At 68.1% G+C, this 24813-nt stretch carries 22 protein-coding genes; 4 read left to right on the top strand and 18 right to left on the bottom strand.

Going from position 1 to position 24813, the window contains the following annotated elements; translation table 11 throughout:
• The first annotated feature begins 118 nt into the window (after positions 1-118).
• The gene (locus ACTWQN_RS12720; protein ID WP_443203624.1) at positions 119-1345 is read left to right on the top strand and encodes an MFS transporter; all 1227 of its coding nucleotides are present in this window, start codon (positions 119-121) and stop codon (positions 1343-1345) included.
• Positions 1346-1428: 83 nt separating this feature from the next.
• Here ACTWQN_RS12720 and clpB read toward each other — a convergent pair whose 3' ends face one another.
• From clpB to ACTWQN_RS12690, 6 genes are all read right to left on the bottom strand, one after another.
• Positions 1429-4011 (bottom strand): ATP-dependent chaperone ClpB, encoded by a 2583-nt coding sequence (gene clpB, locus ACTWQN_RS12715; protein WP_443203623.1) that lies wholly within the window; start codon positions 4009-4011, stop codon positions 1429-1431.
• Positions 4012-4221: 210 nt separating this feature from the next.
• A complete protein-coding gene (locus ACTWQN_RS12710) occupies positions 4222-5076 on the bottom strand; it encodes a YceI family protein (RefSeq protein WP_443203622.1) in 855 nt (284 codons plus the stop codon).
• A 102-nt stretch (positions 5077-5178) separates the two neighbouring features.
• Positions 5179-7710, bottom strand: a complete 2532-nt coding sequence (locus tag ACTWQN_RS12705; RefSeq protein WP_504230362.1) for an MFS transporter — start codon at positions 7708-7710, stop codon at positions 5179-5181.
• A gap of 80 nt (positions 7711-7790) precedes the next feature.
• Complete coding sequence (locus ACTWQN_RS12700) at positions 7791-8285, bottom strand: MarR family winged helix-turn-helix transcriptional regulator (protein ID WP_443203620.1); 495 nt, start codon at positions 8283-8285, stop codon at positions 7791-7793.
• A 287-nt stretch (positions 8286-8572) separates the two neighbouring features.
• On the bottom strand, positions 8573-9055 hold the full coding sequence (locus tag ACTWQN_RS12695) for a MarR family winged helix-turn-helix transcriptional regulator (RefSeq protein ID WP_443203619.1): 483 nt from the start codon (positions 9053-9055) through the stop codon (positions 8573-8575).
• A 142-nt stretch (positions 9056-9197) separates the two neighbouring features.
• A complete protein-coding gene (locus ACTWQN_RS12690) occupies positions 9198-10013 on the bottom strand; it encodes a pyridoxamine 5'-phosphate oxidase family protein (protein ID WP_443203618.1) in 816 nt (271 codons plus the stop codon).
• A 292-nt stretch (positions 10014-10305) separates the two neighbouring features.
• Between ACTWQN_RS12690 and ACTWQN_RS12685 the strand changes: the two genes are divergently transcribed.
• Positions 10306-11409: an FAD-binding oxidoreductase gene (locus tag ACTWQN_RS12685; protein WP_443203782.1), complete on the top strand. Its 1104-nt coding sequence runs from the start codon at positions 10306-10308 to the stop codon at positions 11407-11409.
• A gap of 128 nt (positions 11410-11537) precedes the next feature.
• On the opposite strand, the gene ACTWQN_RS12680 is transcribed toward ACTWQN_RS12685, so the two are convergent.
• From ACTWQN_RS12680 to ACTWQN_RS12650, 7 genes are all read right to left on the bottom strand, one after another.
• Entirely contained in the window at positions 11538-11993 is a 456-nt protein-coding gene (locus ACTWQN_RS12680) for a heat shock protein transcriptional repressor HspR (protein ID WP_443203617.1), read from the bottom strand.
• A 2-nt stretch (positions 11994-11995) separates the two neighbouring features.
• Positions 11996-13165, bottom strand: a complete 1170-nt coding sequence (dnaJ, locus tag ACTWQN_RS12675) for a molecular chaperone DnaJ (protein WP_443203616.1) — start codon at positions 13163-13165, stop codon at positions 11996-11998.
• Positions 13166-13190: 25 nt separating this feature from the next.
• Positions 13191-13883, bottom strand: coding sequence for a nucleotide exchange factor GrpE (gene grpE / locus ACTWQN_RS12670; protein ID WP_443203781.1), 693 nt, complete (start codon positions 13881-13883; stop codon positions 13191-13193).
• A gap of 17 nt (positions 13884-13900) precedes the next feature.
• Complete coding sequence (gene dnaK, locus ACTWQN_RS12665) at positions 13901-15769, bottom strand: molecular chaperone DnaK (protein ID WP_443203615.1); 1869 nt, start codon at positions 15767-15769, stop codon at positions 13901-13903.
• 333 nt (positions 15770-16102) lie between these two features.
• The gene (locus ACTWQN_RS12660) at positions 16103-16702 is read right to left on the bottom strand and encodes a TetR/AcrR family transcriptional regulator (protein ID WP_443203614.1); all 600 of its coding nucleotides are present in this window, start codon (positions 16700-16702) and stop codon (positions 16103-16105) included.
• The gene (locus tag ACTWQN_RS12655; protein ID WP_443203613.1) at positions 16699-17022 is read right to left on the bottom strand and encodes a DMT family transporter; all 324 of its coding nucleotides are present in this window, start codon (positions 17020-17022) and stop codon (positions 16699-16701) included. Before ACTWQN_RS12655 ends, ACTWQN_RS12660 begins: the two co-directional genes overlap by 4 nt.
• 76 nt (positions 17023-17098) lie before the next feature.
• The gene (locus ACTWQN_RS12650) at positions 17099-17533 is read right to left on the bottom strand and encodes a DUF1707 SHOCT-like domain-containing protein (protein ID WP_443203612.1); all 435 of its coding nucleotides are present in this window, start codon (positions 17531-17533) and stop codon (positions 17099-17101) included.
• 410 nt (positions 17534-17943) lie between these two features.
• On the opposite strand from ACTWQN_RS12650, the gene ACTWQN_RS12645 reads away from it, so the two are divergent.
• Entirely contained in the window at positions 17944-20169 is a 2226-nt protein-coding gene (locus ACTWQN_RS12645; protein WP_443203611.1) for a (Fe-S)-binding protein, read from the top strand.
• 127 nt (positions 20170-20296) lie between these two features.
• Here ACTWQN_RS12645 and ACTWQN_RS12640 read toward each other — a convergent pair whose 3' ends face one another.
• From ACTWQN_RS12640 to ACTWQN_RS12625, 4 genes are all read right to left on the bottom strand, one after another.
• A complete protein-coding gene (locus ACTWQN_RS12640) occupies positions 20297-21097 on the bottom strand; it encodes a tetratricopeptide repeat protein (RefSeq protein ID WP_443203610.1) in 801 nt (266 codons plus the stop codon).
• 160 nt (positions 21098-21257) lie between these two features.
• Entirely contained in the window at positions 21258-21488 is a 231-nt protein-coding gene (locus tag ACTWQN_RS12635; protein WP_443203609.1) for a hypothetical protein, read from the bottom strand.
• Between the two features lie 414 nt (positions 21489-21902).
• A complete protein-coding gene (locus ACTWQN_RS12630) occupies positions 21903-22172 on the bottom strand; it encodes a DUF397 domain-containing protein (RefSeq protein WP_443203608.1) in 270 nt (89 codons plus the stop codon).
• A gap of 31 nt (positions 22173-22203) precedes the next feature.
• Complete coding sequence (locus tag ACTWQN_RS12625) at positions 22204-23037, bottom strand: helix-turn-helix domain-containing protein (RefSeq protein ID WP_443203607.1); 834 nt, start codon at positions 23035-23037, stop codon at positions 22204-22206.
• Positions 23038-23192: 155 nt separating this feature from the next.
• Here ACTWQN_RS12625 and ACTWQN_RS12620 point away from each other — a divergent pair, with 155 nt between their 5' ends.
• On the top strand, positions 23193-23402 hold the full coding sequence (locus ACTWQN_RS12620; protein ID WP_443203606.1) for a hypothetical protein: 210 nt from the start codon (positions 23193-23195) through the stop codon (positions 23400-23402).
• Between the two features lie 107 nt (positions 23403-23509).
• On the opposite strand, the gene ACTWQN_RS12615 is transcribed toward ACTWQN_RS12620, so the two are convergent.
• Complete coding sequence (locus ACTWQN_RS12615; protein WP_443203605.1) at positions 23510-24694, bottom strand: epoxide hydrolase family protein; 1185 nt, start codon at positions 24692-24694, stop codon at positions 23510-23512.
• Between the last annotated feature and the right edge of the window lie 119 nt (positions 24695-24813).

The following is a 24813-nucleotide window of genomic DNA, read 5'->3' as shown; positions in this document are numbered from 1 at the left end:
CACAGGATACGCCGGATCGGAATGATTCATTCCGCATCCTGGTTTCAACGGACCGGAATGATCCGTTCCGCTCGGTCGGGCTGCGCACCGAGCCGTTCGCTGGAAGCAGAGGACAGGCATGGCCACCACCGAGCTCGTCGAGCCCCGCAACACCGCACGAGCCGCGTTCCGCAGCGGCTCGCTGTCCCGGCCCGCCTCGTTCTGGTTCGTCGGCACGCTGTACGCGGTGTTCCTGATGGCTTCCACCGCGCCGTCCCCGATGTACGCGATCTACCAGCAGCGATGGCACTTCACGACCACGGTGCTCACCGAGGTCTTCGCCGTCTACGCGGTGGCGATCCTGCTGGCCCTGCTGCTGTTCGGCTCGCTGTCCGACCACATCGGCCGTCGCCCGGTGCTGTTGGCCGCGCTGGCCGTGGAGATCGTCGCGGTGCTGGTGCTCGCCGCCGCGCCCGACGTCGGGTGGCTGTACGTCGGGAGGGCGTTGCAGGGCCTGGCGACCGGGGTTGCGACCAGCGCGATCAGCGCCGCGCTGCTGGACTTCCAGCGGCCCGGCTCCAACCACGGGCCGCTGATCAACAGCGTCGCGGCCGGGTTCGGTATGGCGGTCGGCTCGCTGCTGGCCGGTGCCCTGGTGGAGTTCGCGCCCGGCCCCACGCTGACCAGCTACCTGCTGCTCATCCTCGGCTTCGTGATCGCGATCCCCATCGTGCTCGCGATGCCCGAAACGGTCGCGCGCCGCAGCGCGCTGCGCGAGGTGCTCCGCCCGCAGCGGCCCACCGTGCCGACCGGCAAGGGCGCGGCGTTCGCCCTGATGGCGACGACCCTGCTCGCGGCGTGGATCGTCGGCGGGATGTTCATGTCCCTCGGTCCGTCGGTGGCCAAGGGGCTGGTCAGCGGAAACCCGTACCTCGTCGGCGGGTTGACCGTCGCGGTGCTGGCCGGGTTCGGCGGGTTGGCGCAGCTCGTGCTGTCCGGGTGGGCGGCGCGCCGGGTGGTTCGCATCGGTGCGCCGCTGATGATCGTCGGGCTCGCCGGGGTGGCCACCTCCGCGATCGAGGACGGCGCCGCGGTGTTCTTCGTCAGCTCGGCGGTGCTGGGCATCGGCTGGGGTCTGATGTTCATGGGCGGTTTCCGGATGCTGATCGGGCTGGCGGCTGCCGAGCACCGGGCTGGCACCTCCGCGCTGATCTACGTGGTGGCGTACCTGTCGGCCGGGGTCCCCAGCGTGGCCCTCGGCTTCCTGAGCACGACCTTCGGCCTGGTGACGGCGACGGTCGTCTTCGCCGTGACGGCCGCGTTCTTCGCAGCCATCGCCGCCCTGTCCACCCTCATCCGCCACTGACCCGACACGCCCACCACACCATCAGGTAGGAGTGAAGGGCACCTTTGACCGACTGTGCCGGTCAAAGGTGCCCTTCAGGCGAATCAGACCGGGGTGACTGTGAGGGATTGGTTGTCGTCGGTGGTGTCGACGCGGATCTTGTCGCCCTCGCGGATCTCTCCGGCCAGCAGCTTGCGGGCGAGTTGGTCGCCGATCGCCGACTGGACCAGTCGGCGCAGCGGGCGCGCGCCGTACACCGGGTCGAAACCGCCCAGCGCCAACCAGTCCCGCGCCGCCGGTTGCACGTCGAGGCTCAGCCGCCGCTGGGCCAGCCGCTGCGCGAGGCGGTCCACCTGGATGTCCACGATTGTGGTCAGCTCCTCCGTGGACAGCGAGTGGAACACCACGACGTCGTCCAGCCGGTTCAAGAACTCCGGCTTGAAGTGCCTGCGCACCACCGAGAGCACCGCGTCGTCGCGGTCCCGCTCGGTCAGGTTCGGGTCGGCGATCGCCTGCGAGCCCAGGTTCGAGGTCAGCACCAGGATGGTGTTGCGGAAGTCCACCGTGCGGCCCTGCCCGTCGGTGAGCCGTCCGTCGTCGAGCACCTGCAGCAGCACGTCGAAGACGTCCGTGTGCGCCTTCTCCACCTCGTCGAAGAGCACCACCGAGTACGGCCGCCGCCGCACCGACTCGGTCAGCTGCCCGCCCTGGTCGTAGCCGACGTATCCGGGCGGGGCACCGACCAGCCGCGCGACCGAGTGCTTCTCGGCGTACTCGCTCATGTCGATGCGGATCATCGCCCGCTCGTCGTCGAACAGGAATCCGGCCAGCGCCTTGGCCAGCTCGGTCTTGCCGACGCCGGTGGGGCCGAGGAACAGGAACGAGCCGGTCGGCCGGTCCGGGTCGGCGACCCCGGCGCGGGTCCGGCGCACCGCGTCGGACACCGCGCGCACCGCCTCGGCCTGCCCGACCACCCGCGCTTCCAGCGCGTCTTCCATGCGCAGCAGCTTGGCGGTCTCGCCTTCCAGCAGGCGACCGGCCGGGATGCCGGTCCAGGCGCTGACCACGTCGGCGACGTCGTCCGGGGTGACCTCCTCCTGCAACATCGCCTTGCGCTCGGTCTGCGCGTGGGTGGCCGCGTCGAGTTCCTTCTCCAGCTGCGGAATCCGGCCGTAGCGCAGCTCGGCGGCCTTGCCCAGGTCGCCGTCGCGCTCAGCGCGCTCCGACTCGCCGCGCAGCTGCTCCAGCTGCGTCTTCAGGTCGCGGACCTTGTCGATGGACTCCTTCTCCTGCTGCCACCGGGCGGTCAGCTCGGACAGCTTCTCGCGGCGGTCGGCGAGCTCGGCGCGCAGCGCGGCCAGCCGTTCCAGCGAGGCCGGGTCGTCCTCTTTGGACAACGCCATCTCCTCGATCTCCAGCCGCCGCACGGCTCGTTCGACCTCGTCGATCTCCACCGGCCGGGAGTCGATCTCCATGCGCAGCCGGGACGCGGCCTCGTCGACCAGGTCGATGGCCTTGTCCGGCAGGAACCGGGCGGTGATGTAGCGGTCGGACAGGGTGGCCGCGGCGACCAGCGCGCCGTCGGTGATCCGCACGCCGTGGTGCACCTCGTAGCGCTCCTTTAGGCCGCGCAGGATCGCCACGGTGTCCTGCGGGCTCGGCTCGCCGACCAGCACCTGCTGGAAGCGGCGCTCCAGCGCGGCATCGGTCTCGATGTGCTCGCGGTACTCGTCGAGGGTGGTCGCGCCGACCATGCGCAGTTCGCCGCGCGCCAGCATCGGCTTGATCATGTTCCCGGCGTCCATCGCGCCCTCGCCGGAGGCCCCGGCACCGACGATGGTGTGCAGCTCGTCGATGAAGGTGATGATCTGCCCGGCCGATTCGGTGATCTCCTTGAGCACCGCCTTGAGCCGTTCCTCGAACTCGCCGCGGTACTTCGCACCGGCCACCATCGAGCCGAGGTCCAGCGCCACGACCCGCTTGCCGCGCAACGATTCCGGCACGTCGCCGGCGACGATGCGCTGCGCCAGGCCCTCCACGATCGCGGTCTTGCCGACGCCGGGTTCGCCGATTAGCACCGGGTTGTTCTTGGTGCGGCGGGACAGCACCTGCACTACGCGCCGGATCTCGGCGTCCCGGCCGATCACCGGGTCGAGCTCGCCCTTGCGGGCCCGCTCGGTGAGGTCCTGGCCGTACTTCTGCAGCGCCTGGTAGGTGCCCTCGGGATCCGGGCTGGTCACCCGCGCCGAGCCGCGCACCTTGCCGAACGCCTCGGTCAGCGCTTCCGGCGTCGCGCCGTGCTTGCGCAGCAGGTCGGCGATCCGGCCGCCCTCGGCGGCGAGGCCGACCAGCAGGTGTTCGGTGGAGACGTACTCATCGCCCATCTCGGTCGCCAGCCGCTGGCTGTGGGTGAGCGCCTTGACCGCGTCGCGGGACAGCTGCGGTGCGGACACCGTGCTGCCGGTGGCCGCTGGCAGCGCGTTGACGAGCTGCTCCAGCTCGCGGCGCACCTCGGCCGGGTCGGCGCCGACCGCGGTAAGCAGCGGCGCGGTCAGCCCGTCGCCCTGGGCGAGCAGCGCGCCGAGCAGGTGCGCGGGCCGGACATCCGGGTTGCCTGCCACCGTTGCGGCCTGCACCGCGGACGAAATCGCCTGTTGGGTCTTGGTCGTCGGGTTGAACGCGTCCATTCCTCACCTCGTCGCCGAGCACCTGGTGCGAGCACATCATCACCCGCACAACGGTCTACTACATAGTCAACGTGAGGAAAGTTGAGCTAGTTCCACTCAAGGTTCAACTCGGCACCCACCCCACCTCGGGTTCACACGATGAGGTACGAGTGAAGGGCACCTTCTACCAAGTTAGTTGGTGAAAGGTGCCCTTCACTCCGCTTCCCGACATCAGTCCTCCCGGACCGCCTGGATGTCGATCTCCACCTTCAGCGTGGTGCCGATCGCCGCGATACCGGTTTGCAGCGCCTGGTTGAACGTGATCGCGAAGTCCTCGCGGCGCAGCTGGGTGCTCGCCGTCGCCGAGGCGCGGGTGCCGCCCCACGGGTCCGGGCCGACCCCGGCGAACCGGGTGTCCAGCCGCACCGGTCGGGTCATCCCGCACAGGGTGAGCTCACCGTCGAGGTCCCAGCGGTCGCCGCCGCGCGGTCGCAGCGCGGTGGACCGGAAGGTGATCTCCGGGAACTGCTCCACGTTCAGGAAGTCCTTGGTGCGCAGGTGGTCATCGCGCATCCCGTTGGCCGTGTCGATGCTGGCCGCGGTGATCTTCACCGCCACCGTGGACGCCTCGACCGGGTTGCCGATCTGCACCGCACCGCTGAACTCGTTGAACCGGCCGTGGATGCTGCTGATCCCCAGGTGCTTGGCGGTGACCAGGATCGACGAGTGCACCGGGTCGATCCGCCAGAAGCCGGGCGCGGGCAGGTCCGACCCGCCGACCCGGCGCAGCTCGACCTCGCCGAGGGTGGCGGCGGTCCCGTCGTGCACCAGCGTGCTGCGGGCGACCGGTTCGTGCGCGACCGCTGTGATGATCGCGGTGTAGGCACCGGCTTTGAGGCCGGAGGCCACCACCGACCCCTGCGCGTCGCCCTGCACCCTGGCCACCTGGGTGCCGGTGGCGTCGATGACGGTCAGCACCGCTTCGGGTACCGGCCAGCCGTCGCTGCCGCGCACCGTCGCGGTGACCGCGCCCGCCCCGGCGGGTGCGTTCCCGGGCGTGACGGCCTGCCGTTGGCCGAGATCCATCTAGAACATCTCCTCTGTGGCTGTCGGTCAGGGGCCGCACTTCCGCACCGGATGAATCGGTCATCCCGTTCTGCTGCGGAAGATACCGCGCCCGCCCGCGTTTCAGTCGGCCTGCGGGTAACCGAGTTCGACGTCGTGCGTGCTCTGCTCACCGGCGAGCCGCAACGACGTGGCGACCGGCGGGTAGCCGGTGGCGATCACGGTGTAATCGCCGTCCGGCAGGTCGGTGAAGGTGTAGTTGCCGTCGATGTCGGTGGTGGCCGCGCCGACGACCGCCCCGCCGGAATCCAGCAGGGTCACCCGCGCATCGGGCACCGCGACCCCGAGGTTCGCCGAGCGCACCACGCCGCTCAGCCGCGTGCCGGTCTGCAGCGCGACGTCCACGACGTTCTCCTCGCCGTCGGTCACGGTGACCGAGTTCGCCACCGGCCGGTAGCCGGGTGCGGTGACGGTCAGCGCGTAGTTGCCGCCGACCAGGTCCGCGAACAGGTAGTTGCCGTCAGGTCCGGTCCCAGCGGTGGAGACGACCTCCCCGCGGACGTCGGTGAGCACCACCATCGCTCCGGCGATGCCCTGGCCGCCGACGTGCACCAGGCCGGTCAGCTGACCGGCGCCGAGCAGCTGCACGTCGTGGCGGACCGGGCGGTCGGCGACCATGACCATCGACGCGGTCGGCTGGTAGCTGCCGCCGGAGGCGATCAGCACGTAGGTGCCGCCGTGGGCGACGCCGAGCTGGAAGCGCCCGTCGTGGTCGGTGCGGGCGCGCTCGACCTGTCGGCCGTTGGCGTCGGTCAGGGTCAGCACCACCCCGGAGACCGGTGTGCCGATCGAGTCCTGGACGGTGCCGTGCACGAACAGCCCACCGCCGTCGACCGGTGCCGCCAGGTTGCCCGCCAAGTGCCTGCCGTTGGTCGCGTAGCGCCGCGGCCCAACCGGCTCTGACCAGGCCTCGAAGGTGTCATCCACAGAGTTGTCCACAGGTTCGTCGGCCAGCCGTGCGGGCCGTGACCCGACACCCCCAACCTGGGCAGAACCGTTCATCGCGGGACGTCCTGCGGCCGAGTTGTCCACAGGCCGACCGAGGTTGTCCACAGCGTCTTCGTGCGCGGCCACCGCAGCAGCCTCCCTTTCCTCATGACTGTCGATCGTGGTCCGCAGCGGCGTCTCGCGGAGGAACAGCACCGCGAAGAAGGTGACCACCGCGATGCACGCGGAGATGAAGAAGATATCGCCAATCGCGTCGCCGTAGGCAGCCCGCACGATGGTCTGCACCGGGCCCGGCAGGTGACCGACGTCCAGCGAACCACTGCCCGACCCGGCCGCCTGCGCGGCGCCTGGGATGTTCGCCAAGCCCTGCACGATGTAGTCCGACACGCGGGTCGCCAGCACCGCGCCCAGCACCGAGACGCCCGCCGAACCACCGAGGGTGCGGAAGAACGTCACGACCGCGGTCACCGAGCCCATGTCCTTGCCGCTGGTGGAGTTCTGCACCGCCAGCACCAGGTTCTGCATCAGCATGCCGACGCCGGTGCCCATCAGGAACAGGTAGACGCCGACCAGCACCAGGTTCGACTCGTGGTCGACGGTGCTCAGCAGCCACATCGCGGCGATCATCACGACCGAACCGACGAGCAGGAACGGCTTGATCTTGCCGGTGACCCGGGAAATGATCTGCCCGGACACCGTCGAGGACAAGAACAGCCCGACGACCATCGGCAGCGTCATCAGGCCCGCGGTGGTCGGGGTGAAGCTGCGCGCGATCTGGAAGTACTGCCCCAGGAACACCGCGCCGCCGAACATCGCGGTGCCGACCGCGACGGTGCCGATGGTGGCCAGCGTGACGGTCGGGTTGCGGAACATGCCCAGCGGCACGATCGGCTCGCTGACCTTGGTTTCGATGATCAACGCGATGAGCAGCGCGAGCAGGCCACCGCCCACGTAGGTCGCGGTCTCCACCGACCACCAGTCGAAGTTCTTACCCGCCAGCGAGACCCACACCAGCAGCAGGCTCACCCCGCCGACCAGGAACAACGCCCCGAACCAGTCGATCTTGACGGCGCGCTTGACGACCGGCAGCCGCAGCGTCCTGCCCAGCACGATGAAGGCGATCACCGCGATCGGCACGGTCACCCAGAAGCACCAGCGCCAGCCCAGCCAGGGGGTGTCCACGATGACGCCGCCGACCAGCGGTCCGCTGACCGTGGCGACCGCGAAGGTGGCGCCGATGTAGCCGCTGTAGCGACCGCGTTCGCGCGGGGACACCATCGCGGCGATCACGACCTGGATCAGCGCCTGCAGTCCGCCCATGCCGATGCCCTGCAGGGCGCGGAAACCGATGAGCGTCTCCATCGACTGCGCGAACCCGCCGAGCACCGAGCCGATCGTGAAGATGGTGATGGCCAGCTGGTAGAGCAGTTTCTTGCTGAACAGGTCGGAGAGCTTGCCCCAGATCGGGGTGGATGCGGTGGAGGTGAGCAGCATCGCCGTGACCACCCAGGTGTACTGGCCCTGGGTGCCCTTGAGATCGGCGATGATCCGGGGCAGCGCGTTCGACACGATCGTCGAGCTGAGGATGGCGACCAACAGCGCCAACATCAGGCCCGACATCGCCTCCAGGATCTGCCGATGCGTCATCGACGATCCCGTGGCGGGTTCTGCGCGCCCGTCCCGGCGGACCGGCACTGTTGCGTCGGGCGCCGTCTCCGTCGAGGTGGTCATCGAGTTCCTTCCTTGGTCACGGAGTCGGTGGCGCAGACCCCGTAGTTGGTCGCGTAGCGGCGGATGTCGGTCATCGCGTCTCCCAGCAGCAGGGCGAGTTCGCGCACCTTCGCGTCGTCCCAGGTCGCCAGGGCTTCGCCGATCCATTCCGCTTTCTTGCGTTCCAGTTGGGCTACCGCGCGCTCGCCATCGGCGGTGGCGCGCAGCAGCACTACTCGTTTGTCCGCGGGGTCGGGTCGTCGGCTGATCAGGCCTGCCTGTTCGAGCTGCCCGACCTGGCGGCTCACCACGGACGCGTCGACGATCCGGTGGTGGGCGAGGTCGGATGCCCGGCATTCGCCGCGGTAGACGAGTTCGGTGAGCAACCCGGCGGCGGCGTAGGGCACCTGATCGGTGGTGAAATGCCCGCGCTGCATGGCTACCTGCTTGAGGCCGAGCATCGCGCGGAGCGGTCCGAGCAGTTCGCTGCAAGTCTCTGGTTTCGGTCCCATGGCCCATTCCTTTAGTTGCTGCACGCAACTATAACGCTGATTAGTTGCAACGCACAACTTGTAGACCTGTGACACCTCGCACCGCAACGACTCAGGGCGCCCACCGAAGTCGATGAACACCCCGATGATTAGCGCAGCGCTCAACACCAGCCTCGTCAGGCAAGCGGCGCAGCCGCTTGTGGTGGTAGACGGACATGCATAAGTCGGGGATCCCGGAGTCGAGAAAGCCGCTGAGGTTCCGCCACCCGCACCACAACGCAAACCAGCTCGAAGAAGGGTTCTCGGGCTCAGATCATGGTGTTGAGCTTGCCCAGAAGTCGGGCCAGATCCTTGAGGTCCTGGGTGGACCAGCTGGCGAACTCGCCGTGCAGGTGCTTGCGGCGCTCGGCGCGGACCTTGGACAGCCGCTCGCGCCCCAACTCGGAGAGCTGGATGCGGCGGGCCCGGCCGTCATCGGGGTCCGGCGCCCGCTCCAGCAGGTTCAGGTCCACCAGGGTCGCGATCTGCCGACTCACCGTGGACTTGTCCAGTCCGGTGCGGTCCGCCACGTCCATGCCGCGCAGCGGTCCGGCGTCGTCGATCATCAGCAGCAGGCTGTAGGAGGCCGGGTCCAGGTCGGGGTGCACGTGCGCGGCGACCGTGGTCGACAGGTTGCGGGCGCGGCGGAACATCATCACCAGTTCGCGCTCGACGGTCTCCGCCGCCGCGCGCCGGTCGACGCCTTCCTCGCGCGGTGCGCCGATCGAACCCCGCTCCTCGTCCTCGATCACAGTTCTCCCACCCGCGCCCCCGCAGGTCGTGGAGGCGCCACCGTCGGTCCGCACCCGAGAGTGCTTGAAACCAACGCTAGTCCGTTTCGCCCACTCTATGAACGCGCTGGTTCGGTCCGGGTGGCGGATCGCGGTCGGGTGATCAGCGCTCGGGGCTGCCCACCGGCTCGGGCTGGTGCCACGGCCGGGGCGTGCCCTTGGCGCCGAAGTAGTCGCCGCCCTTGCGCTTGACGTCGTCGGTGCCCCAGCTGCGCTGGCGCAGCACCGGCACCATCCGCGGGATGTGCTTGCGGCAGTGGATGTAGGCCTCTTCGACCCGCACCACCACCCAGCGCTCGGGGGTGCGGCCGCGGTCGAACCCGGTGGGCAGCGCCGGGTGGATGGCGCGCAGGTCGGCGTCCTCGACGATGCGGGCCTTGCCGTTGACGTGCAGGCCTATCAGGTCGGTGACGAAGTCCACCAGCAAGATCCCGACGTGCGGGTTCTCACTGATGTTGCCCAAGCTGGCCAGCACGCCGTTGCCGCGGTACTCCGGGTAGCACAGGTGCCGGTCGTCGAGGACCTCGACGAAGCCGGGTGGCCCCGCGCGCAGGCTGGCGTCGCAGTCGCCACGGGCGTCAGAGGTGGCCACGAACGCCATCTCCATCCGCCCGATGAACTCCTTCATCTGCCGGTTCAGGTGGTCCAGCACCTGATCCTGGTAGAACTTCCGGGCCCGTTTCTCGGTGCCGAACGCGCATTGCAGCAGGTGTTCCCCGGCCGAGCCGGGCAGCGGGTCCGGTCGGTCTTCGGCGAACGGATCACGCGGCGGCGTGTCGGGCAGCAGCGGGTGGTGTTGCAGCGCAGCGGTGACCAGCCAGGCGTCGTTCCGGGTCGGCGGATCGGAGAGCTCCAGGTCCAGCAGGGCGCTCTCGGCCGTGCCGGTCGGGGTCGGGTGATCGGGAATCACGCGGGTCACCGTGTCACGTCTCCCTCTGCGCTAACAGCAGTGGATACTAGGTTCCCCCGACAGGTCCATGCATTATCTACGAGAAGTAGTTAAAAAACACTCAAAAGTGGCATCAAGGCACACGCGCCATCGAGCAGGAGTTAGGGTCCAACCTGTGTCGGGGGACGCTTGCAAGTAGCGGTGTGCCTGCCTGGGTACGACCGCCAACGTGGAGAAACTGCCCCGAGCCATGACAGCGAACGCCGTACTGAGCCCTGGACCGCCCCCGAACCGCGAGCCATCGAACTCCGGTGTGAGCAAGATGGTCCGCCTGATCCGCGAGAGCTTCGCCGTGGTGGAGCCGCACGCCGACGAAGTGGCGAGGTTCTTCTACGGCATGCTCTTCAGCCTCTCCCCGGCCACCCGCGAACTGTTCGCGGTGAACATGGAAGTGCAGCGCAGCCGCCTGTTGCGGGCGCTCGTGCACGTCATCCAGATGGTCGACAAACCAGACGAGCTGCTGCCGTTCCTGCACCAGCTCGGCCGCGACCACCGCAAGTTCGGCGTGGTCGCCGCGCACTACGAGGCGGTTGGCACCGCGCTGCTCGCCTCGATCAAGAAGTACGCCGGTGACGCCTGGACCGACAGCGTGGAGCGGGCCTGGGCCGAGGCCTACACCGTGATGGCCTCCGCGATGACCGAGGCGGCCGCCGCCGACGACGGCCCCGCCTGGTACACCGGCCAGCTCATCCACCACGAGCGGTTGAGCTGGGACGTCGCGGTGGTCCGAATCCGCCCCGACCACCCGGTGCCCTACCAGGCCGGGCAGTACGTGAGCGTCGAGGTGCCGCAGCGGCCCCGGCTGTGGCGCTACCTCACCCCGGCCAACGCGCCGAACGACGAAGGGATCATGGAGTTCCACATCCGGGCCGTGGAGGGCGGCTGGGTCAGCCGTGCGCTGGTCGGGCACGCCCGGCCCGGCGACCAGTGGCGGATCGGCTCGCCGATGGGTCGGCTGACCGTGGACCGGGAGACCTCCCCGGACGTCCTGATGATCGCCGGTGGCACCGGGCTGACCCCGATGCGCGCGATCATCGACGACCTCGCGCAGTACGGCGACAACCCGCGCGTGCAGCTGTTCTACGGCGGCCGGACCCGCGAGGACCTCTACGACCTGGAGAACCTGCAGCGCGTCGCGATGCACAACCCGTGGCTGACGATCACGCCGGTGTTGGAGAACGACCCGGCCGTCGTCGGCGCCGAACACGGCACGCTCGCCGAAGTGGTGACCCGCTACGGCGCGTGGGCGGACTGGGATGTGCTGGTCAGCGGCTCGCCGTCGATGATCCGCGCGACGGTCTCCCGGATGCTGGTGGCTGGCACCCCGCTGGACCACATCCGCTACGACCCCTTCACCCTCGACTAACCCGCACCCCAGGTTCACACCATCAGTGCGAGGTGAAGGGCACCTTTGACCGACTAAGCCGGTCAAAGGTGCCCTTCACTCTTAAACAGAACGGGTGTCGCCGCGTGGAGCGGGTTCGGGGGTAGGTGCTAGCGGCGGCGTTTGCGGTCTGGTTTCCAGACGACCAGGGCTGTTTCCTGGCGGATCGGGACCAGGTCGCGGCGGTAGGAGGCGTGCACCTGGGCCGCGGCCTGCTCGGCGGCGACGTGCGCGGCGGCCACTTCTTCGGCCAGCTCTTGGACTTTCGCGCGCAGCGCGTCGACCTCGTTCTCCAGGTCGATGATCCGCTTGATGCCCGCCAGGTTGACGCCCTCCTCCTGGGAGAGCCGCTGCACCTCGCGCAGCAGCGCGATGTCGCGGAGGGAGTAGCGGCGGCCGCCCGCCGGGGTGCGTCCGGGGGAGACCAGGCCCAGCCGGTCGTAGCTGCGCAGCGTCTGCGCGTGCAGCCCGGAGAGCTGGGCCGCCACCGAGATCACGAACATCGGCGTGTCCTCGTTGGCCCCCGGCGGGAATCCGAAGCCCGGATCGGTTGGGCGACCGGCCATGACTACCTCCCGAGCAACTCGTTCAGGTCGTGCCGCGGATCGTGGTCGGCGGTCGCCTTCGCGTAGTCCGCCAATGCCTCAGCCGCCTTACCGTCCAATTTGGACGGAACGGCGACCTGCAACGTCACCAGGAGATCGCCGCTGCTGCCGTCTTTCTTGCCCGCACCCTTGCCGCGCACCCGGAAGGTGCGACCGCTGCCGGTCCCGGCCGGAACCTTCAGCGACACCTTCCCGTCCAGGGTCGGCACGGTCAACGTAGTGCCCAACGCCAGCTCGGGGAAAGTGACCGGCACCGTGATCGTCAGGTCATCACCGGAACGTCCGAACACCCGGTGCGGATTGACGTGCACCACCACGTACAGATCACCGGTGGCGGCACCGTGGCGACCGGGTTCGCCCTGACCCGCCAACCTGATCCGCTGCCCGTCGGACACCCCGGCCGGGATCCGCACCGTCAGCGTCCGGCTGCGGGTGCTGACCCCTTCGCCGTTGCAGTCCGGGCACGGCGTGTCGATCAGGGTGCCGCGACCGCGGCAGTCCGGGCACGGCTCGCTGAACGCGAAGGCGCCCTGGTTGCGGGTCACCAGCCCGGAACCGGTGCAGTTGGGGCAGGTTCGGGGCCGGGTGCCCGGCTTGGCGCCCGAACCGTGGCAGGTCGGACAGTTCACCGGGCTGGACAGCCGCAGCGGCACGGTCGCACCCTTGACCGCCTCGGCGAAGTCGATGCGCACCTCGGTTTCCACGTCGGCGCCGCGGCGCGGCCGGTTCGCCGTGGTCGCGCCGGGACGGCGATTGCCGAACAGGCCGCCGAAGAGATCGCCGATCCCTCCTCCGCCGCCGCTCTGCGCGCCGCCGAAGAGATCGCCGATGTCAAACCCGCCGCCTGACCCGCCGAAACCCCCGAAGCCGCCCTGGCCACCGCTGAAAGTGCCAGACCCGAAAAGCTTCCGGGCCTCGTCGTACTGCTTGCGCTTCTCCGGGTCGGAGAGCACCCCGTAGGCCTCGGAGACGGCCTTGAACTTGGCTTCGGCCTGGGCGTTGCCGGGATTGGCGTCCGGGTGGTTCTCCCGTGCGAGCTTCCGGTACGCCTTCTTGATCTCGTCGGCCGAAGCCCCGGAGGAGACGCCCAGTTCGGCGTAGAAATCCTTTTCAAGCCATTCCCTGGCGCTCACCGGACGCCCCTCCCTTCGGTCCTGATCAACCCTGTTCGGCTTGGTTCTCGCCGGCTGCGGGCTCCGCCTCGGCCGCGGGCTCGGCGGGCGATTCCGCAGCGGGCTCGTGGTCGGTCACCGCGACCATCGCCGGACGCAGCAGCCGGTCGGCGAACCGGTAGCCGCGGCGCAACACGGCCGTCACGGTCGGGCCCGACACGTCGGGGGAGGTGGTGTGCTGCACCGCCTCGTGCACCGACGGGTCGAACTCGTCGCCTTCCTCGCCGAACGGCTCCAACCCGGCCGAGTTCAGCGCCGTGATCAGCTTGTCCGCCACGGCCTTGAACGCACCGTTGAGGTCGCCGTGGGCCTCGGCGCGCTCCAGGTCGTCGAGCACGGTCAGCAGGTCGGCGGCCACCGACGCCTTCGCCGCGGCGATCACCGCTTCGCGGTCGCGTTCCACCCGCTTGCGGTAGTTCGCGTACTCCGCGGTGACGCGCTTGAGGTCGGCGGTGAGCTCGTCGACCTGCTGCTGCAACTCGGCCGATTCGGCTTGGGGCTGCTCGGCCTGCTGCTCGGCAGCCTTGACGACCGCTTCGTCGAGGGTGCCGGACATGCTTTCGGCCACCTGCGTCTCTTCTCCGTTCGGAGCAGGGACCCGGCGCTGGCCGGTCACGGGGTCGATGCGTCGCCGATCCCGGACCACCACCGGCTCCTGCTCACCTTCGTTGCGCGACATTTCCGGCCTGTCCGCGGTCACTTCTTCTTCTCGTCCTCGTCGTCGACGATCTCGGCGTCCACCACGTCGTCGCCGCTCGACGAACTCGCCCCGGCGGCGTCACCGGCGGCACCCGCACCGGCGGCCCCGGCGGCCGCGTTGGCTCCGGCATCGGCGTACAGGGCCTGGCCGAGGGCCTGCGACTCGGTGGCGAGCTTCTCCACCGCTGCGGAGATCGCGGCCACGTCGTCGCCCTTGAGCGTCTCGTTGACCTCGTTGATCGAGGCCTGGACCTTCTCCTTGACGTCCGAGGGCAGCTTCTCGTCGTTCTCCTTGAGGACCTTCTCGGTCTGGTAGACCAGCGTCTCGGCCTGGTTGCGGGCCTCGGCCTCCTCGCGACGCTTCTTGTCCTCCTCCGCGTGCGCCTCGGCGTCCTTGACCATCCGGTCGATGTCGTCCTTCGGCAGCGCCGAGCCGCCGGTGATGGTCATCGACTGCTCCTTGCCGGTGCCCAGGTCCTTGGCGGAGACGTGCACGATGCCGTTGGCGTCGATGTCGAAGGTGACCTCGATCTGCGGCATGCCGCGCGGCGCGGGCGGCAGCCCGGTGAGCTCGAACATGCCGAGCTTCTTGTTGTGCGCAGCGATCTCGCGTTCGCCCTGGAAGACCTGGATCTGCACGGACGGCTGGTTGTCGTCGGCGGTGGTGAAGGTCTCCGAGCGCTTGGTCGGGATCGTGGTGTTGCGCTCGATGAGCTTGGTCATGATGCCGCCCTTGGTCTCGATGCCCAGGGACAGCGGCGTGACGTCCAGCAGCAGGACGTCCTTGACCTCACCGCGCAGCACACCGGCCTGCAGGGCGGCGCCGACGGCGACGACCTCGTCCGGGTTGACGCCCTTGTTCGGCTCCCTGCCGTTGGTCAGGTCCTTGACCAGGTCGCTGACCGCGGGCATCCGGGTGGAGCCGCCGACCATCACCACGTGGTCGATGTCGTCGAGCTTGATGCTGGCGTCGCGGATGACCGCCTCGAACGGCTTGCGGCAGCGCTCCAGCAGGTCGGCGGTGATCCGCTGGAACTCGGCGCGGGAGAGCGTCTCGTCCAGGAACAGCGGGTTCTTGTCCGAGTCGACCGTGATGTAGGGCAGGTTGATGTTCGCGGTGGAGGAGCTGGAGAGCTCGATCTTGGCCTTCTCCGCGGCTTCCTTGATCCGCTGCATGGCCATCCGGTCCTTGGTCAGGTCGATGCCCGACGAGGACTTGAACTTGTCGACCAGCCACTCGACGATGCGCTCGTCCCAGTCGTCGCCACCGAGGTGGTTGTCGCCGCTGGTGGCCCGCACCTCGACCACGCCTTCGCCGATCTCCAGCAGCGACACGTCGAAGGTGCCGCCACCGAGGTCGAAGACCAGGATGGTCTGCTCCTTCTCGCCCTTGTCCAGGCCGTAGGCCAGCGCGGCCGCGGTTGGCTCGTTGACGATGCGCAGCACGTTGAGCCCGGCGATCTGCCCGGCCTCCTTGGTGGCCTGCCGCTGGGCGTCCTCGAAGTAGGCGGGCACGGTGATCACCGCGTCGGTGACGTCCTCACCGAGGTAGGCCTCGGCGTCCCGCTTGAGCTTCATCAGCACGCGGGCGCTGATCTCCTGCGGCGTGTAGGACTTGTCGTCGATCTGCACATTCCAGTCGGTGCCCATGTGCCGCTTGACCGACCGGATGGTGCGGTCCACGTTGGTGACCGCCTGGTTCTTCGCTGGCTGACCGGTGAGGATCTCGCCGTTCTTCGCGAAGGCCACGATGGACGGCGTGGTCCGCGAGCCCTCGGAGTTGGCGATCACCGTCGGTTCACCGCCCTCTAGGACGGAAACGACGGAGTTGGTCGTCCCCAGGTCGATGCCGACCGCTCGCGCCATGCTGGATTCCTCCCGACTTGTTGCCTGTCCGCCCAAGCGCCATCCCGGACCCTTGAGCCTTGCTCACTCAAGTTTTACCCACCGCGCGTCACCACCGTCAAACCGGATTGAGCACGGCGCACTCAAGCTTTCTGCCAGCACAACGGCTGACCTGGGGCGGGAGTTCCCGAGCCGGAGCGCGAAGTGATCTGGCCGACATGGCGACTGATCGACATGCCGACCGCGGCGGTCAGGACGAGTGGGATCCTCAGTGCGACCCCGACAGCGGGTTGATCCACTTGACGTCGGAGAACTTCGCTGGGCGCGGTTCGCCGACCACGGCCGCCGAGCGGATCACTTCCGCAGGTAGTCCACCGGTTGCATGAGGAAGCGCAGCGCCGGTTCGAGTTCCTCGGCGGTGGGCGGCTCGTCGGCGATGAGGGCCTGCATGAGCAGGCCGTCGATCGCCGCGAACAGCGCGCGGATCACCGCCGGATCGCCGCCCGCACCGTGGTTCACCAAGCCGGTGGCGATCTCGATCCAGCGGCGGGCGGCCGGGCGCAGCGCGGGGCGCCGGGCCGCCAGCAGGTACAGCTCGTATTCGCCGATGGTGCGTTCGCGGTGCTCGCGCACCATCCCAGCGAGGAGTTCGGCGATCGCCCTGGGCCACTCTGAATTCTCGTGGATCCGTTCCCGCAGCAGGTCCATCTCGACGAGCATCGTTTCGCAGCTCTCCAGCAACGTGGCCACCAGCAGCCCGTCGATACCCGCGAAGTAGTAGGCGATCGAGGCGGGCGGCACCCCGGCCTCGCGCGCGATGTTGCGGTGGCTGACCGCGGCTACGCCGTCGCGGGCGACGACCCGCAGCGTCGCGTCGATGATCGCGCGGCGGCGGCGTTCTCCCTTGACCCGACGGCCGTCGGTGCTGTCGTTTTCGCGGTGCGCGGCGGTCAATGCGCGCCCCCCAGCTCCAGTGCGACCACGCCACCGATGATGAGCGCGATGCCACCGATCTGCACCGCGGTGATCGACTCGCCGAGGAACACCACCCCGATGATCGCCACCAGCGCGACCCCGGCACCAGCCCAGATCGCGTAGACCACGCCGATCGGCAAGCCGAGCTTGAGCACCGCGCTGAGTGCGGTGAAGGCCGCGAGGTAGCCGACCACGACGAGGATCGACGGGATCGTTTTGCTGAAGCCGTCGGAGAGCTTCAGCGAGACCGTGGCGAGCACTTCGCTCAGGATCGCCACCGCCAGCATCAGGTACGCCACGCAAGCCTCCCAGAAAGTTGAACGATCGCCCTACTTGTTGAGCATACGGACGCCCGACCTGCGCAGCACGTGAATTTCAGCGATCCGAGTCCGGCTCCCCGGACTTCTTCTCCGTTCCGGGGCTCTTGTCGCCGCTGCCGGAGATCATCGTGGCGACGTTGACCGCCGCCCAGATCCCCATCGGGAAGATCGGCCAGAAGAAGATCGGCTCACCGGAGGCGATCGAGGTCACCGCCCAGATCGCGACCAGGATGAACGTGACGCTCGCCCAGTCCCGCCACTCCTTGACGATCTTGCGCTTCCGCCGCTCGCGCCTGGCGACTTCCGACGACGGCTTCGCGGGCACCGGCGCGGGCAGGTCGGCGGTCAGCGGCTCCAGCTGCTCGAACGTCGTCGCCGCGTACGCCCGCTGGAGGCGCTCGTCGTACTCGACGATGGTGAGTCGGCCTTCGTCGAGCGCCACGCGCAACCGCTGCGCGACCGCCTCGCGGTCGGCATCGGAAGCACGCATCGATCCGCTGCCCGTCTCCGTCATCCCAGACCCCCAGTTCGCCCCAACCGGTGAAATATCCGAACGAACCACTCACCCGATCAAGTTAGTGGCGAAAATCGCACCGCCGATCGCAAGTCTGCCGCGATCGACGCCCGGCCCGTTGCGACCGCGACGAAATCGCACCGCCGCGCCGCAGGTGCCAGGCGGCGACAGCTCGCGAGACGCCAGCGACTGCCGCCACATCCGCCCGCCCTCAGGCGTTCCGAGCTTGAAGATACCGAAAAACCTGTACGAGTGGACAACTAGTTTTTCGCCCAGCGGTCTCGCAGAATCATCGACTGTTCCCGACACTCGCCCCCCGTAGTTACCCATCGGTAATAGGGCGTACGCTCCACAAACGGACAACCCTCGAACAGGAGGCCGCGAGCATGGGTGCCCTGCAGCTCGTCCTGGGCTTGATCTGTCTCGCCGTGACCGTTGTCGCGGTGGTGCTGGTCGTCAGGACCGTCCGGCGGATGGTTTCGGCCATCCGACTCGGCCAACCGGACCCGACCAGGAAGGGCCCGTTCGGCGCCCGCTTCGGGAACATGGTCAAGGAGATCCTCGGCCACACCCGGATGCTGAAGTGGGGCCACGTCGGCGTCGCCCACTGGTTCGTGATGCTCGGCTTCCTCGGCCTCAGCCTCACCGTGGCGGAGGCCTACGGCGAGGTCTTCAACCCGGCGTTCGAGTTCCCGCTGCTGGGCGAGTTCGGGCTGTGGAACCTGGTGGTGGAGATCCTCGGAGTCGGCACGCTGATCGGCGGGCTGTGGCTGATCGGCGTCCGCCAGGCCAACCACCCGCGCCGCGCCGGGCGGGTTTCCCGGTTCCAGGGCTCCAACTTCTGGCAGGCCTACTTCGTCGAGGCCGTCGTGGTGCTGGAAGGCCTGGGCATCATGGGTCTGCGCGCGTTCAAGGAGGCCTCCGGGCTGTTCCACGCGCCGGTGTGGTCCGCGCCGATCAGCTACGCGGTCGGCGGCATCCTGCCCGCCAGCTCCGCGGCGGTGTCGATCTTCGCCGCTTTCAAGATCCTGTCCGCGATGATCTGGGTGATCGTGATCGCCTCGAACATCACGATGGGCGTGGCCTGGCACCGGTTCACCGCGTTCTTCAACATCTACTTCAAGCGCGATGCCGACGGCGACGTGGCGCTGGGCGCGGTGAAACCCATGACCAGCGGCGGAAAACCGCTGGACTTCGAAGAAGCCGACCCGGACACCGACGTCTTCGGGGCGGGCCAGGTCGAGGACTTCTCCTGGAAGGGCTGGCTGGACTTCACCACCTGCACCGAATGCGGTCGCTGCCAGTCGCAGTGCCCGGCCTGGAACACCGGCAAGCCGCTGTCCCCGAAGCTGCTGATCACCTCGCTGCGCGAGCACGCCTACGCCAAGGCCCCGTACCTGCTGGCCGGTGGCCGCAAGGACATGGCCGGGGACGAGGTCGGCATCACCGGCGACGACGCCGAAGCGCGACTGGCCAAGATCGACGCGCTGGCGCTGGCCGAGGCGCAGCGCCCGCTGATCGGCGGCCCGGCGGAGATGGGCGTCATCGACCCCGACGTGCTCTGGTCGTGCACCAGCTGCGGGGCCTGCGTGGAGCAGTGCCCGGTGGACATCGAACACGTCGACCACATCGTCGACATGCGCCGCTACCAGGTGATGATCGAGTCGAACTTCCCGACTGAACTGGGCGGGATGTTCAAGAACCTGGAGAACAAGGGCAACCCCTGGGGCCAGAACGCCAAGGACCGGCTGGCCTGGACCGAGGGCCTGGACTTCGAGGTGCCGGTGTTCGACGGCGAACTGGCCGACGACGTCGAGTACCTGTTCTGGGTCGGCTGCGCCGGTGCCTTCGAGGACCGCGCCAAGAAGACCACGCGCGCGGTGGCGGAACTGCTGCACATGGCCGGGGTGAAGTACGCGGTGCTCGGCCCGGAGGAGTCCTGCACCGGCGACCCGGCGCGGCGCGCGGGCAACGAGTTCGTCTTCCAGATGCTCGCCCAGCAGAACGTCGAGGTGCTGAACAGCGTTTTCGAGAACCGCGAGCGTGGCAAGCGCAAGATCGTCGCGACCTGCGCGCACTGCTTCAACAGCCTCGCCAACGAGTACTCGCAGCTCGGCGGCGACTACGAGGTGGTGCACCACACCCAGCTGCTGAACAAGCTGGTGCGGGAGAAGCGGTTGGTGCCGGTCGCACCGGTCGCCGAGGACGTCACCTACCACGACCCGTGCTACCTGGGTCGGCACAACAAGGTCTACACGCCGCCGCGCGACCTGGTCGGCGCCTCCGGTGCGACGTTCCGCGAGATGCCGCGGCACGCGGACCGCTCGATGTGCTGCGGTGCCGGTGGCGCGCGGATGTGGATGGAAGAGCGCATCGGCAAGCGGATCAACATCGAGCGCGTTGACGAGGCGCTGGGCACCGCGCCGTCGAAGATCGCCACCGGCTGCCCGTTCTGCAAGGTGATGCTCTCCGACGGTCTGACCGCCCGGCAGAGCGAAAAGGTCGCCGCGGAATCCATCGAGGTCGTCGACGTCGCCCAACTGCTGCTGTCGGCCGTCAAGCGCGGCCAGTCCACGGAGGACACTGCCGACCCGGCCCCCACCGGCAGCTGACACCGGACGCGTGGGTGCCCGGTTCCAATCGCAACCGGGCACCCGCGCTTCCGATCGAGTTCGGTTTCACCTTGCAGCTCACGCGGATTGGACGCGTCAGGCAAGCGGCGTGAGCTGTTTGCCTCCGCTAAGGCCGCTGAGGTTCCGCTGCCCGCACCGCCACGCAAACCATCCGTGCACTCTCTTGCAGGCAGAGGTGCAGGGTGTAGCCGTAGTGGTAGCGGAACGCGTCGGAGCACGCCGGAGAACCGATGGGTAGGAGCTCTCCCGAAAGCGGCGGGATGACGACCGCGTCCCAGTTCGTGGCGCCGGTGTCGTCGACGCGGACCGGATCGAGGCTGATCGACCTCCCGCGTTCCCCGGAGATCACCGCCGCGAGCGTGAAACCGATCCGAGGGCCTTCCCGTCGGAACCAGTTGTCGCAGGCCCAGCGCAACTCGTCGACGTCGGTGACCACCAGCTCTTCGTAGTGACCAGCCGAACCGCTGACCGAATCGAGCTGGACCAGGTAGTAGCTGTACCCGCCTGCCGCTGGGGTTGCACCGTCCCCGTCGACCACGCCCCGCAGCATGGCAAGCCCTTCACGTGCCGCCCGATCGTCGGGATCGGCACGCAAGATCCGGTCGTACAACTCGGCCGCCTCGCCGTGTCGATCAGCGATCGCCTCGTCGACGTCGTCGTCCTCGTCGAAAGCGGATTCCGCCACCTGCATGAAATCGATCTGCTGGATGAGACGAGCGGCCAGCAGCTTGGCCGCGGTGCTGTCGCCGGGATCCGCGGTCAGCGCCACGCGCAACCAGCGCTCGCCAGGCCACAACTGCGCAACGGTCTCTTCTTCGGCGGCTGGCGGCGAGAGGCACAGGAGCCGACCGAATTCGCGCGCCGCGACGGGATCACCCGCCTCCGCTTCGCTTTTGGAGCCGCACAATCGTCTGCTCGATGTTCACCACGACGGGATCGTATGGCCTGGCAACGCACAGCCGGTCGTGAGCGCGAAAGCGGGCTGGGGGTGCGCTTTCGCACTCACGACCGGTCTGCGCATGCGACGGGGGCGGGTCCCGCGCACCCGCCCCCGGCCGCCGCCGGAACTAGCCTTCGATGTCCTGGAGGCTGTCCTCCACGACGTTCACGATCTCAAGTTCGAGCTCGTTCTGGGCGATCTGGGTAGCTGTGTTGCCGACTCCGTCGGAGTTCTGGACCGCGACGTCTCCCTCCTCGGAGTAGTAGACATCCGCGAGCGCGGCTGGCGCGGCGAAGGCGCTCAGGCCCACGGCGATCCCGGCTGCGGCTGCCGCCTTGACGAGGTTCGAAGGCTTCATCTGAATCCCTCTCTGCTGTGTCGGGTTTCCGGCGTCGATTCCGACCGCCACAACCAGGCCTACCGGGGATAGATCGACGCCGCAGACCACACCGCCCAGGACCACCCGTCCCAGCGCCACCCGACCCTCGAAGTGGTCAAACCCGACCAAGAAGCCACGCTGCGTAACAGTTCGATCACGAAGATCACGAAGATCGGCGATTCATCCGCAACCAGCGGAGGTGCCCACGGCCAGCGGAGATATCCGCAGCCTCAGCGCCCTGTCTTCGAACTCGTTCCGCGCGCCGCTGCGGGTAGAGGAGTTGGCGATTCGCGCGAAATGGCCGCGTCCCGTGGGGAGGAGGTGCCGATGTCGCGCTAAATCGGCACCGACCCACAGCGACCGTGGCCCGCCGGGCGCTTCCAGGACAGGGGCTCAGACCTCGGCAACCCGGGCTAAGAACGCAGCCCAAGACGCGGCCGGGAAGGCCAGCACAGGACCCCCGGGATCCTTCGAGTCCCGCACCGCCACCGCCGGACCCGAAAACGCCACCTCGACGCAAGCAGCGCCGTTTCCGCCCGCGCTACGACTGCTCTTGCGCCACCGCGCGTCGGCGAATGCAACCTCGATGCAGGCATTACCTGAGCCGCTGCCGCTCCTACTGCTTTTGCGCCATCGCACATCGGTCAGATCGATTGCAGACATCGGGCCTCGCCTCGTCTTGCTTGCGCCGACTTCACAGGTCACGAGCCGCCTGCTCGATCAAATCTCTCGAAGCCTCTTCGGGCAGCGCTTCACCCAGCAGGTGCTCGAACACCAATCTAGCTTCCCGAACCTCTCCTTCCTTCTCAACGTGCACGGCACCTGCAGGGTGCGCGATGAACAGCACATCCCGGTCTTCCGGCTCCGGAAAGTCCAACAGGATAAAGGCGCCATCCATGCCTCGGTGCCACCCCGCAACATTCGGCATGACTCGCAGCGTGACCGCTGGTAGACGGGCGGCTTCTAGAACATGGTGCAGTTGGGCACGCATCACCTCAGCACCCCCAACTGGTCGCCGCAGAGCGACTTCGTCGACTACTGCGATCAGCCCGAGCGAATGCTCACCATCAGTCAGTCGGTGCTGCCGGATCAACCGTACTGCCACGTCATTTCCGAGATTCCGTTTCGTGCGGCCGATACGGTCATCTTTGAAGATCGCGCGCATGTACTCCTCGGTCTGGAGCAGCCCTGGGATGTACATCAACGAAAGCTCGCGCACGGTGGAGGCTTCGGTTTCCAGGTCGACGTAACCCCTGTCCTCCACGCCATAAGCGCGCCACCAGCCGCGTTCTCTCGCCGCGCGTGCCAGGTCGAGCAGGTCCGGGTCGTAGCTGTCGTAGAGGTCCATCATGGAGCGGACTTCGTGCACCGATGTCGCGACCTCGCCGGTTTCCTTGCGGCTCAAGGCACTCGTCGACATGTCCAGGCCTGCGGCGGCCTTCTCCTGCGTCATACCGGCTTCTTCGCGCAGCTGGCGAATCCTGCGCGCGAGTCGACGACGGCGGAACGTTGGGCTGGTGCGTGTCACCGGGACCTCCCCCGACCAGATCCTGATCGATCCATGATCGCAGCGGGAACCCGATATCGGGATTCCCGCATCCGGTGATCCCGATCAAGGGTTCCCGCCTGGACGCTGGTCACCACACCCGAACACGGGAACACCCAACACGAGGAGGGTCCGTCATGACACCGAAGCTCTTCGGCCTGGCCGAGAAAACCGAGACCGGCGACCCCGACCCGACCCGCGTCCACATCTGGGGCATGCAACTCCCAGACCGCGCGATCATGTACTGGCGAGAAGACCACCGAAACCAGTTCGCAGTCTTCGACACCGCAGCCAACGCAGAATCCCGCTTCGGCACCCTCTTCAACCTCACCCTCCTCTGGGTGTGAGAACCGAGGTGAAGGGCACCTTTGACCGGCTTACTCGGTCGAAGGTGCCCTTCACCCACCATCCGAACGGGGTAAGAGTGAGGGGCACCCGTGCCCCAGTTACTTGGTCACGGGTGCCCCTCACCGCGACGAACCACCTGCGCGAAGAAGTCCCGGACGTCGGTTGTGAAGAGGTCGGGTTCCTCCATCGCCGCGAAGGTGCCGCCTCGGTCGTGTTCGGTCCAGTGCACGATGTTGTTGATGCGTTCGGCGAATGGGCGCACCGGGGCGAGGATGTCCTTGGGGAACACCGCGACGCCGTGCGGCGCGGTGCCGTTGACCAAGGCGTCGATCACCCCTTCCGCCACGGCTTTCTCGGAGTTGTCCGGAGTCTCCACAAAGGACCGTGCGGCCGAGCCTGCCGTGTTTGTAAGCCAGTACAGCATCACCGTGGTGAGGATCCGGTCGCGGTCGATCGCGTCCTCCGGCGTGTCGCCGCAGTCGGTCCACTCCTTGAGCGCACCGACGATCCACCCCAACAACCCGACCGGCGAGTCCGCCAGCGAATACGCCAACGCCTGCGGCTTGGTGGACTGGATCAACTTGTAGCCGTACAGCTCGTCGGTGTAGCGCTGCCAGGCGCCCATCCGCGCGTAGTCGGCCTCGGTGAGCCCGGCCGTCTCGTCGGCATCGCCGGAGGGGAAGGTGATCATCCCGTTGGTGTGCAGGCCGATCACGTTGTCCGGCGCGAGGATCGCCAACTCGCGGGAGATCCAGGTGCCCCAGTCGCCGCCCTGCGCGCCGTAGCGCTCGTACCCGAGCCGACTCATCAGCTCCGCCCAGGCCCGCGCGATGCGGGCAGCACTCCAACCGACGGTGCGCGTCGGCCCCGACAGGCCGTAACCCGGCAACGACGGGATCACCAGGTGGAACGCTTGGTCCGCACCGTCCGGTTCGGTCAACGGCCCGATGACGTCCAGGTATTCGACGACCGAGCTGGGCCAACCGTGCGTGAGGATCAGCGGCAGCGCGTCCGGCCGCGACGAGCGGACGTGCAGGAAGTGGACGTTCGCCCCGTCGATTTCGGTGGTGCACTGCGGGAATTCGTTCAGCCGAGACTCCTGCGCCCGCCAGTCGTAGTCGTTGCGCCAGTACTCCGCCAACTCCCGCAGGTAGCCCAGCGGCGGACCGTAGCGCCAGCCGAGCCCCGGCACCTCGTCGGCCCAGCGGGTCCGGGCCAGCCGCTGCTTGAGGTCGTCGAGATCCTGCGACGGGATGTCGAGGTGGAACGGAGTGATGTCGCGAGAGGCCATGCACGCTCCTTGGTACGTTGTACGGTACTTAATACGCGCAAGTCCGGCGATGTTCCCGATCCGCGGAAAAAATTCGAGGGATACCCCCGAAAAGAGGTACCCCTCGAACAAATGATCAG

Source organism: Saccharopolyspora antiqui (assembly GCF_052246905.1).
Classification (GTDB): Bacteria; Actinomycetota; Actinomycetes; order Mycobacteriales; family Pseudonocardiaceae; genus Saccharopolyspora.
Note: the sequence above shows the minus strand (reverse complement) of the source record. Positions and strands in the feature narration are given on the sequence as shown.

Excerpts from the sequence above, each read along its gene's own strand:
- ACTWQN_RS12720 (WP_443203624.1), top strand. The coding sequence starts at position 119 with ATGGCCACCACCGAGCTCGTCGAGCCCCGCAACACCGCACGAGCCGCG.
- clpB (WP_443203623.1), bottom strand. The coding sequence starts at position 4,011 with ATGGACGCGTTCAACCCGACGACCAAGACCCAACAGGCGATTTCGTCC.
- ACTWQN_RS12710 (WP_443203622.1), bottom strand. The coding sequence starts at position 5,076 with ATGGATCTCGGCCAACGGCAGGCCGTCACGCCCGGGAACGCACCCGCC.
- ACTWQN_RS12705 (WP_504230362.1), bottom strand. The coding sequence starts at position 7,710 with ATGACGCATCGGCAGATCCTGGAGGCGATGTCGGGCCTGATGTTGGCG.
- ACTWQN_RS12700 (WP_443203620.1), bottom strand. The coding sequence starts at position 8,285 with ATGGGACCGAAACCAGAGACTTGCAGCGAACTGCTCGGACCGCTCCGC.
- ACTWQN_RS12685 (WP_443203782.1), top strand. The coding sequence starts at position 10,306 with ATGGTCCGCCTGATCCGCGAGAGCTTCGCCGTGGTGGAGCCGCACGCC.
- ACTWQN_RS12680 (WP_443203617.1), bottom strand. The coding sequence starts at position 11,993 with ATGGCCGGTCGCCCAACCGATCCGGGCTTCGGATTCCCGCCGGGGGCC.
- grpE (WP_443203781.1), bottom strand. The coding sequence starts at position 13,883 with ATGTCGCGCAACGAAGGTGAGCAGGAGCCGGTGGTGGTCCGGGATCGG.
- dnaK (WP_443203615.1), bottom strand. The coding sequence starts at position 15,769 with ATGGCGCGAGCGGTCGGCATCGACCTGGGGACGACCAACTCCGTCGTT.
- ACTWQN_RS12650 (WP_443203612.1), bottom strand. The coding sequence starts at position 17,533 with ATGCGTGCTTCCGATGCCGACCGCGAGGCGGTCGCGCAGCGGTTGCGC.
- ACTWQN_RS12645 (WP_443203611.1), top strand. The coding sequence starts at position 17,944 with ATGGGTGCCCTGCAGCTCGTCCTGGGCTTGATCTGTCTCGCCGTGACC.
- ACTWQN_RS12635 (WP_443203609.1), bottom strand. The coding sequence starts at position 21,488 with ATGAAGCCTTCGAACCTCGTCAAGGCGGCAGCCGCAGCCGGGATCGCC.
- ACTWQN_RS12630 (WP_443203608.1), bottom strand. The coding sequence starts at position 22,172 with ATGTCTGCAATCGATCTGACCGATGTGCGATGGCGCAAAAGCAGTAGG.
- ACTWQN_RS12620 (WP_443203606.1), top strand. The coding sequence starts at position 23,193 with ATGACACCGAAGCTCTTCGGCCTGGCCGAGAAAACCGAGACCGGCGAC.
- ACTWQN_RS12615 (WP_443203605.1), bottom strand. The coding sequence starts at position 24,694 with ATGGCCTCTCGCGACATCACTCCGTTCCACCTCGACATCCCGTCGCAG.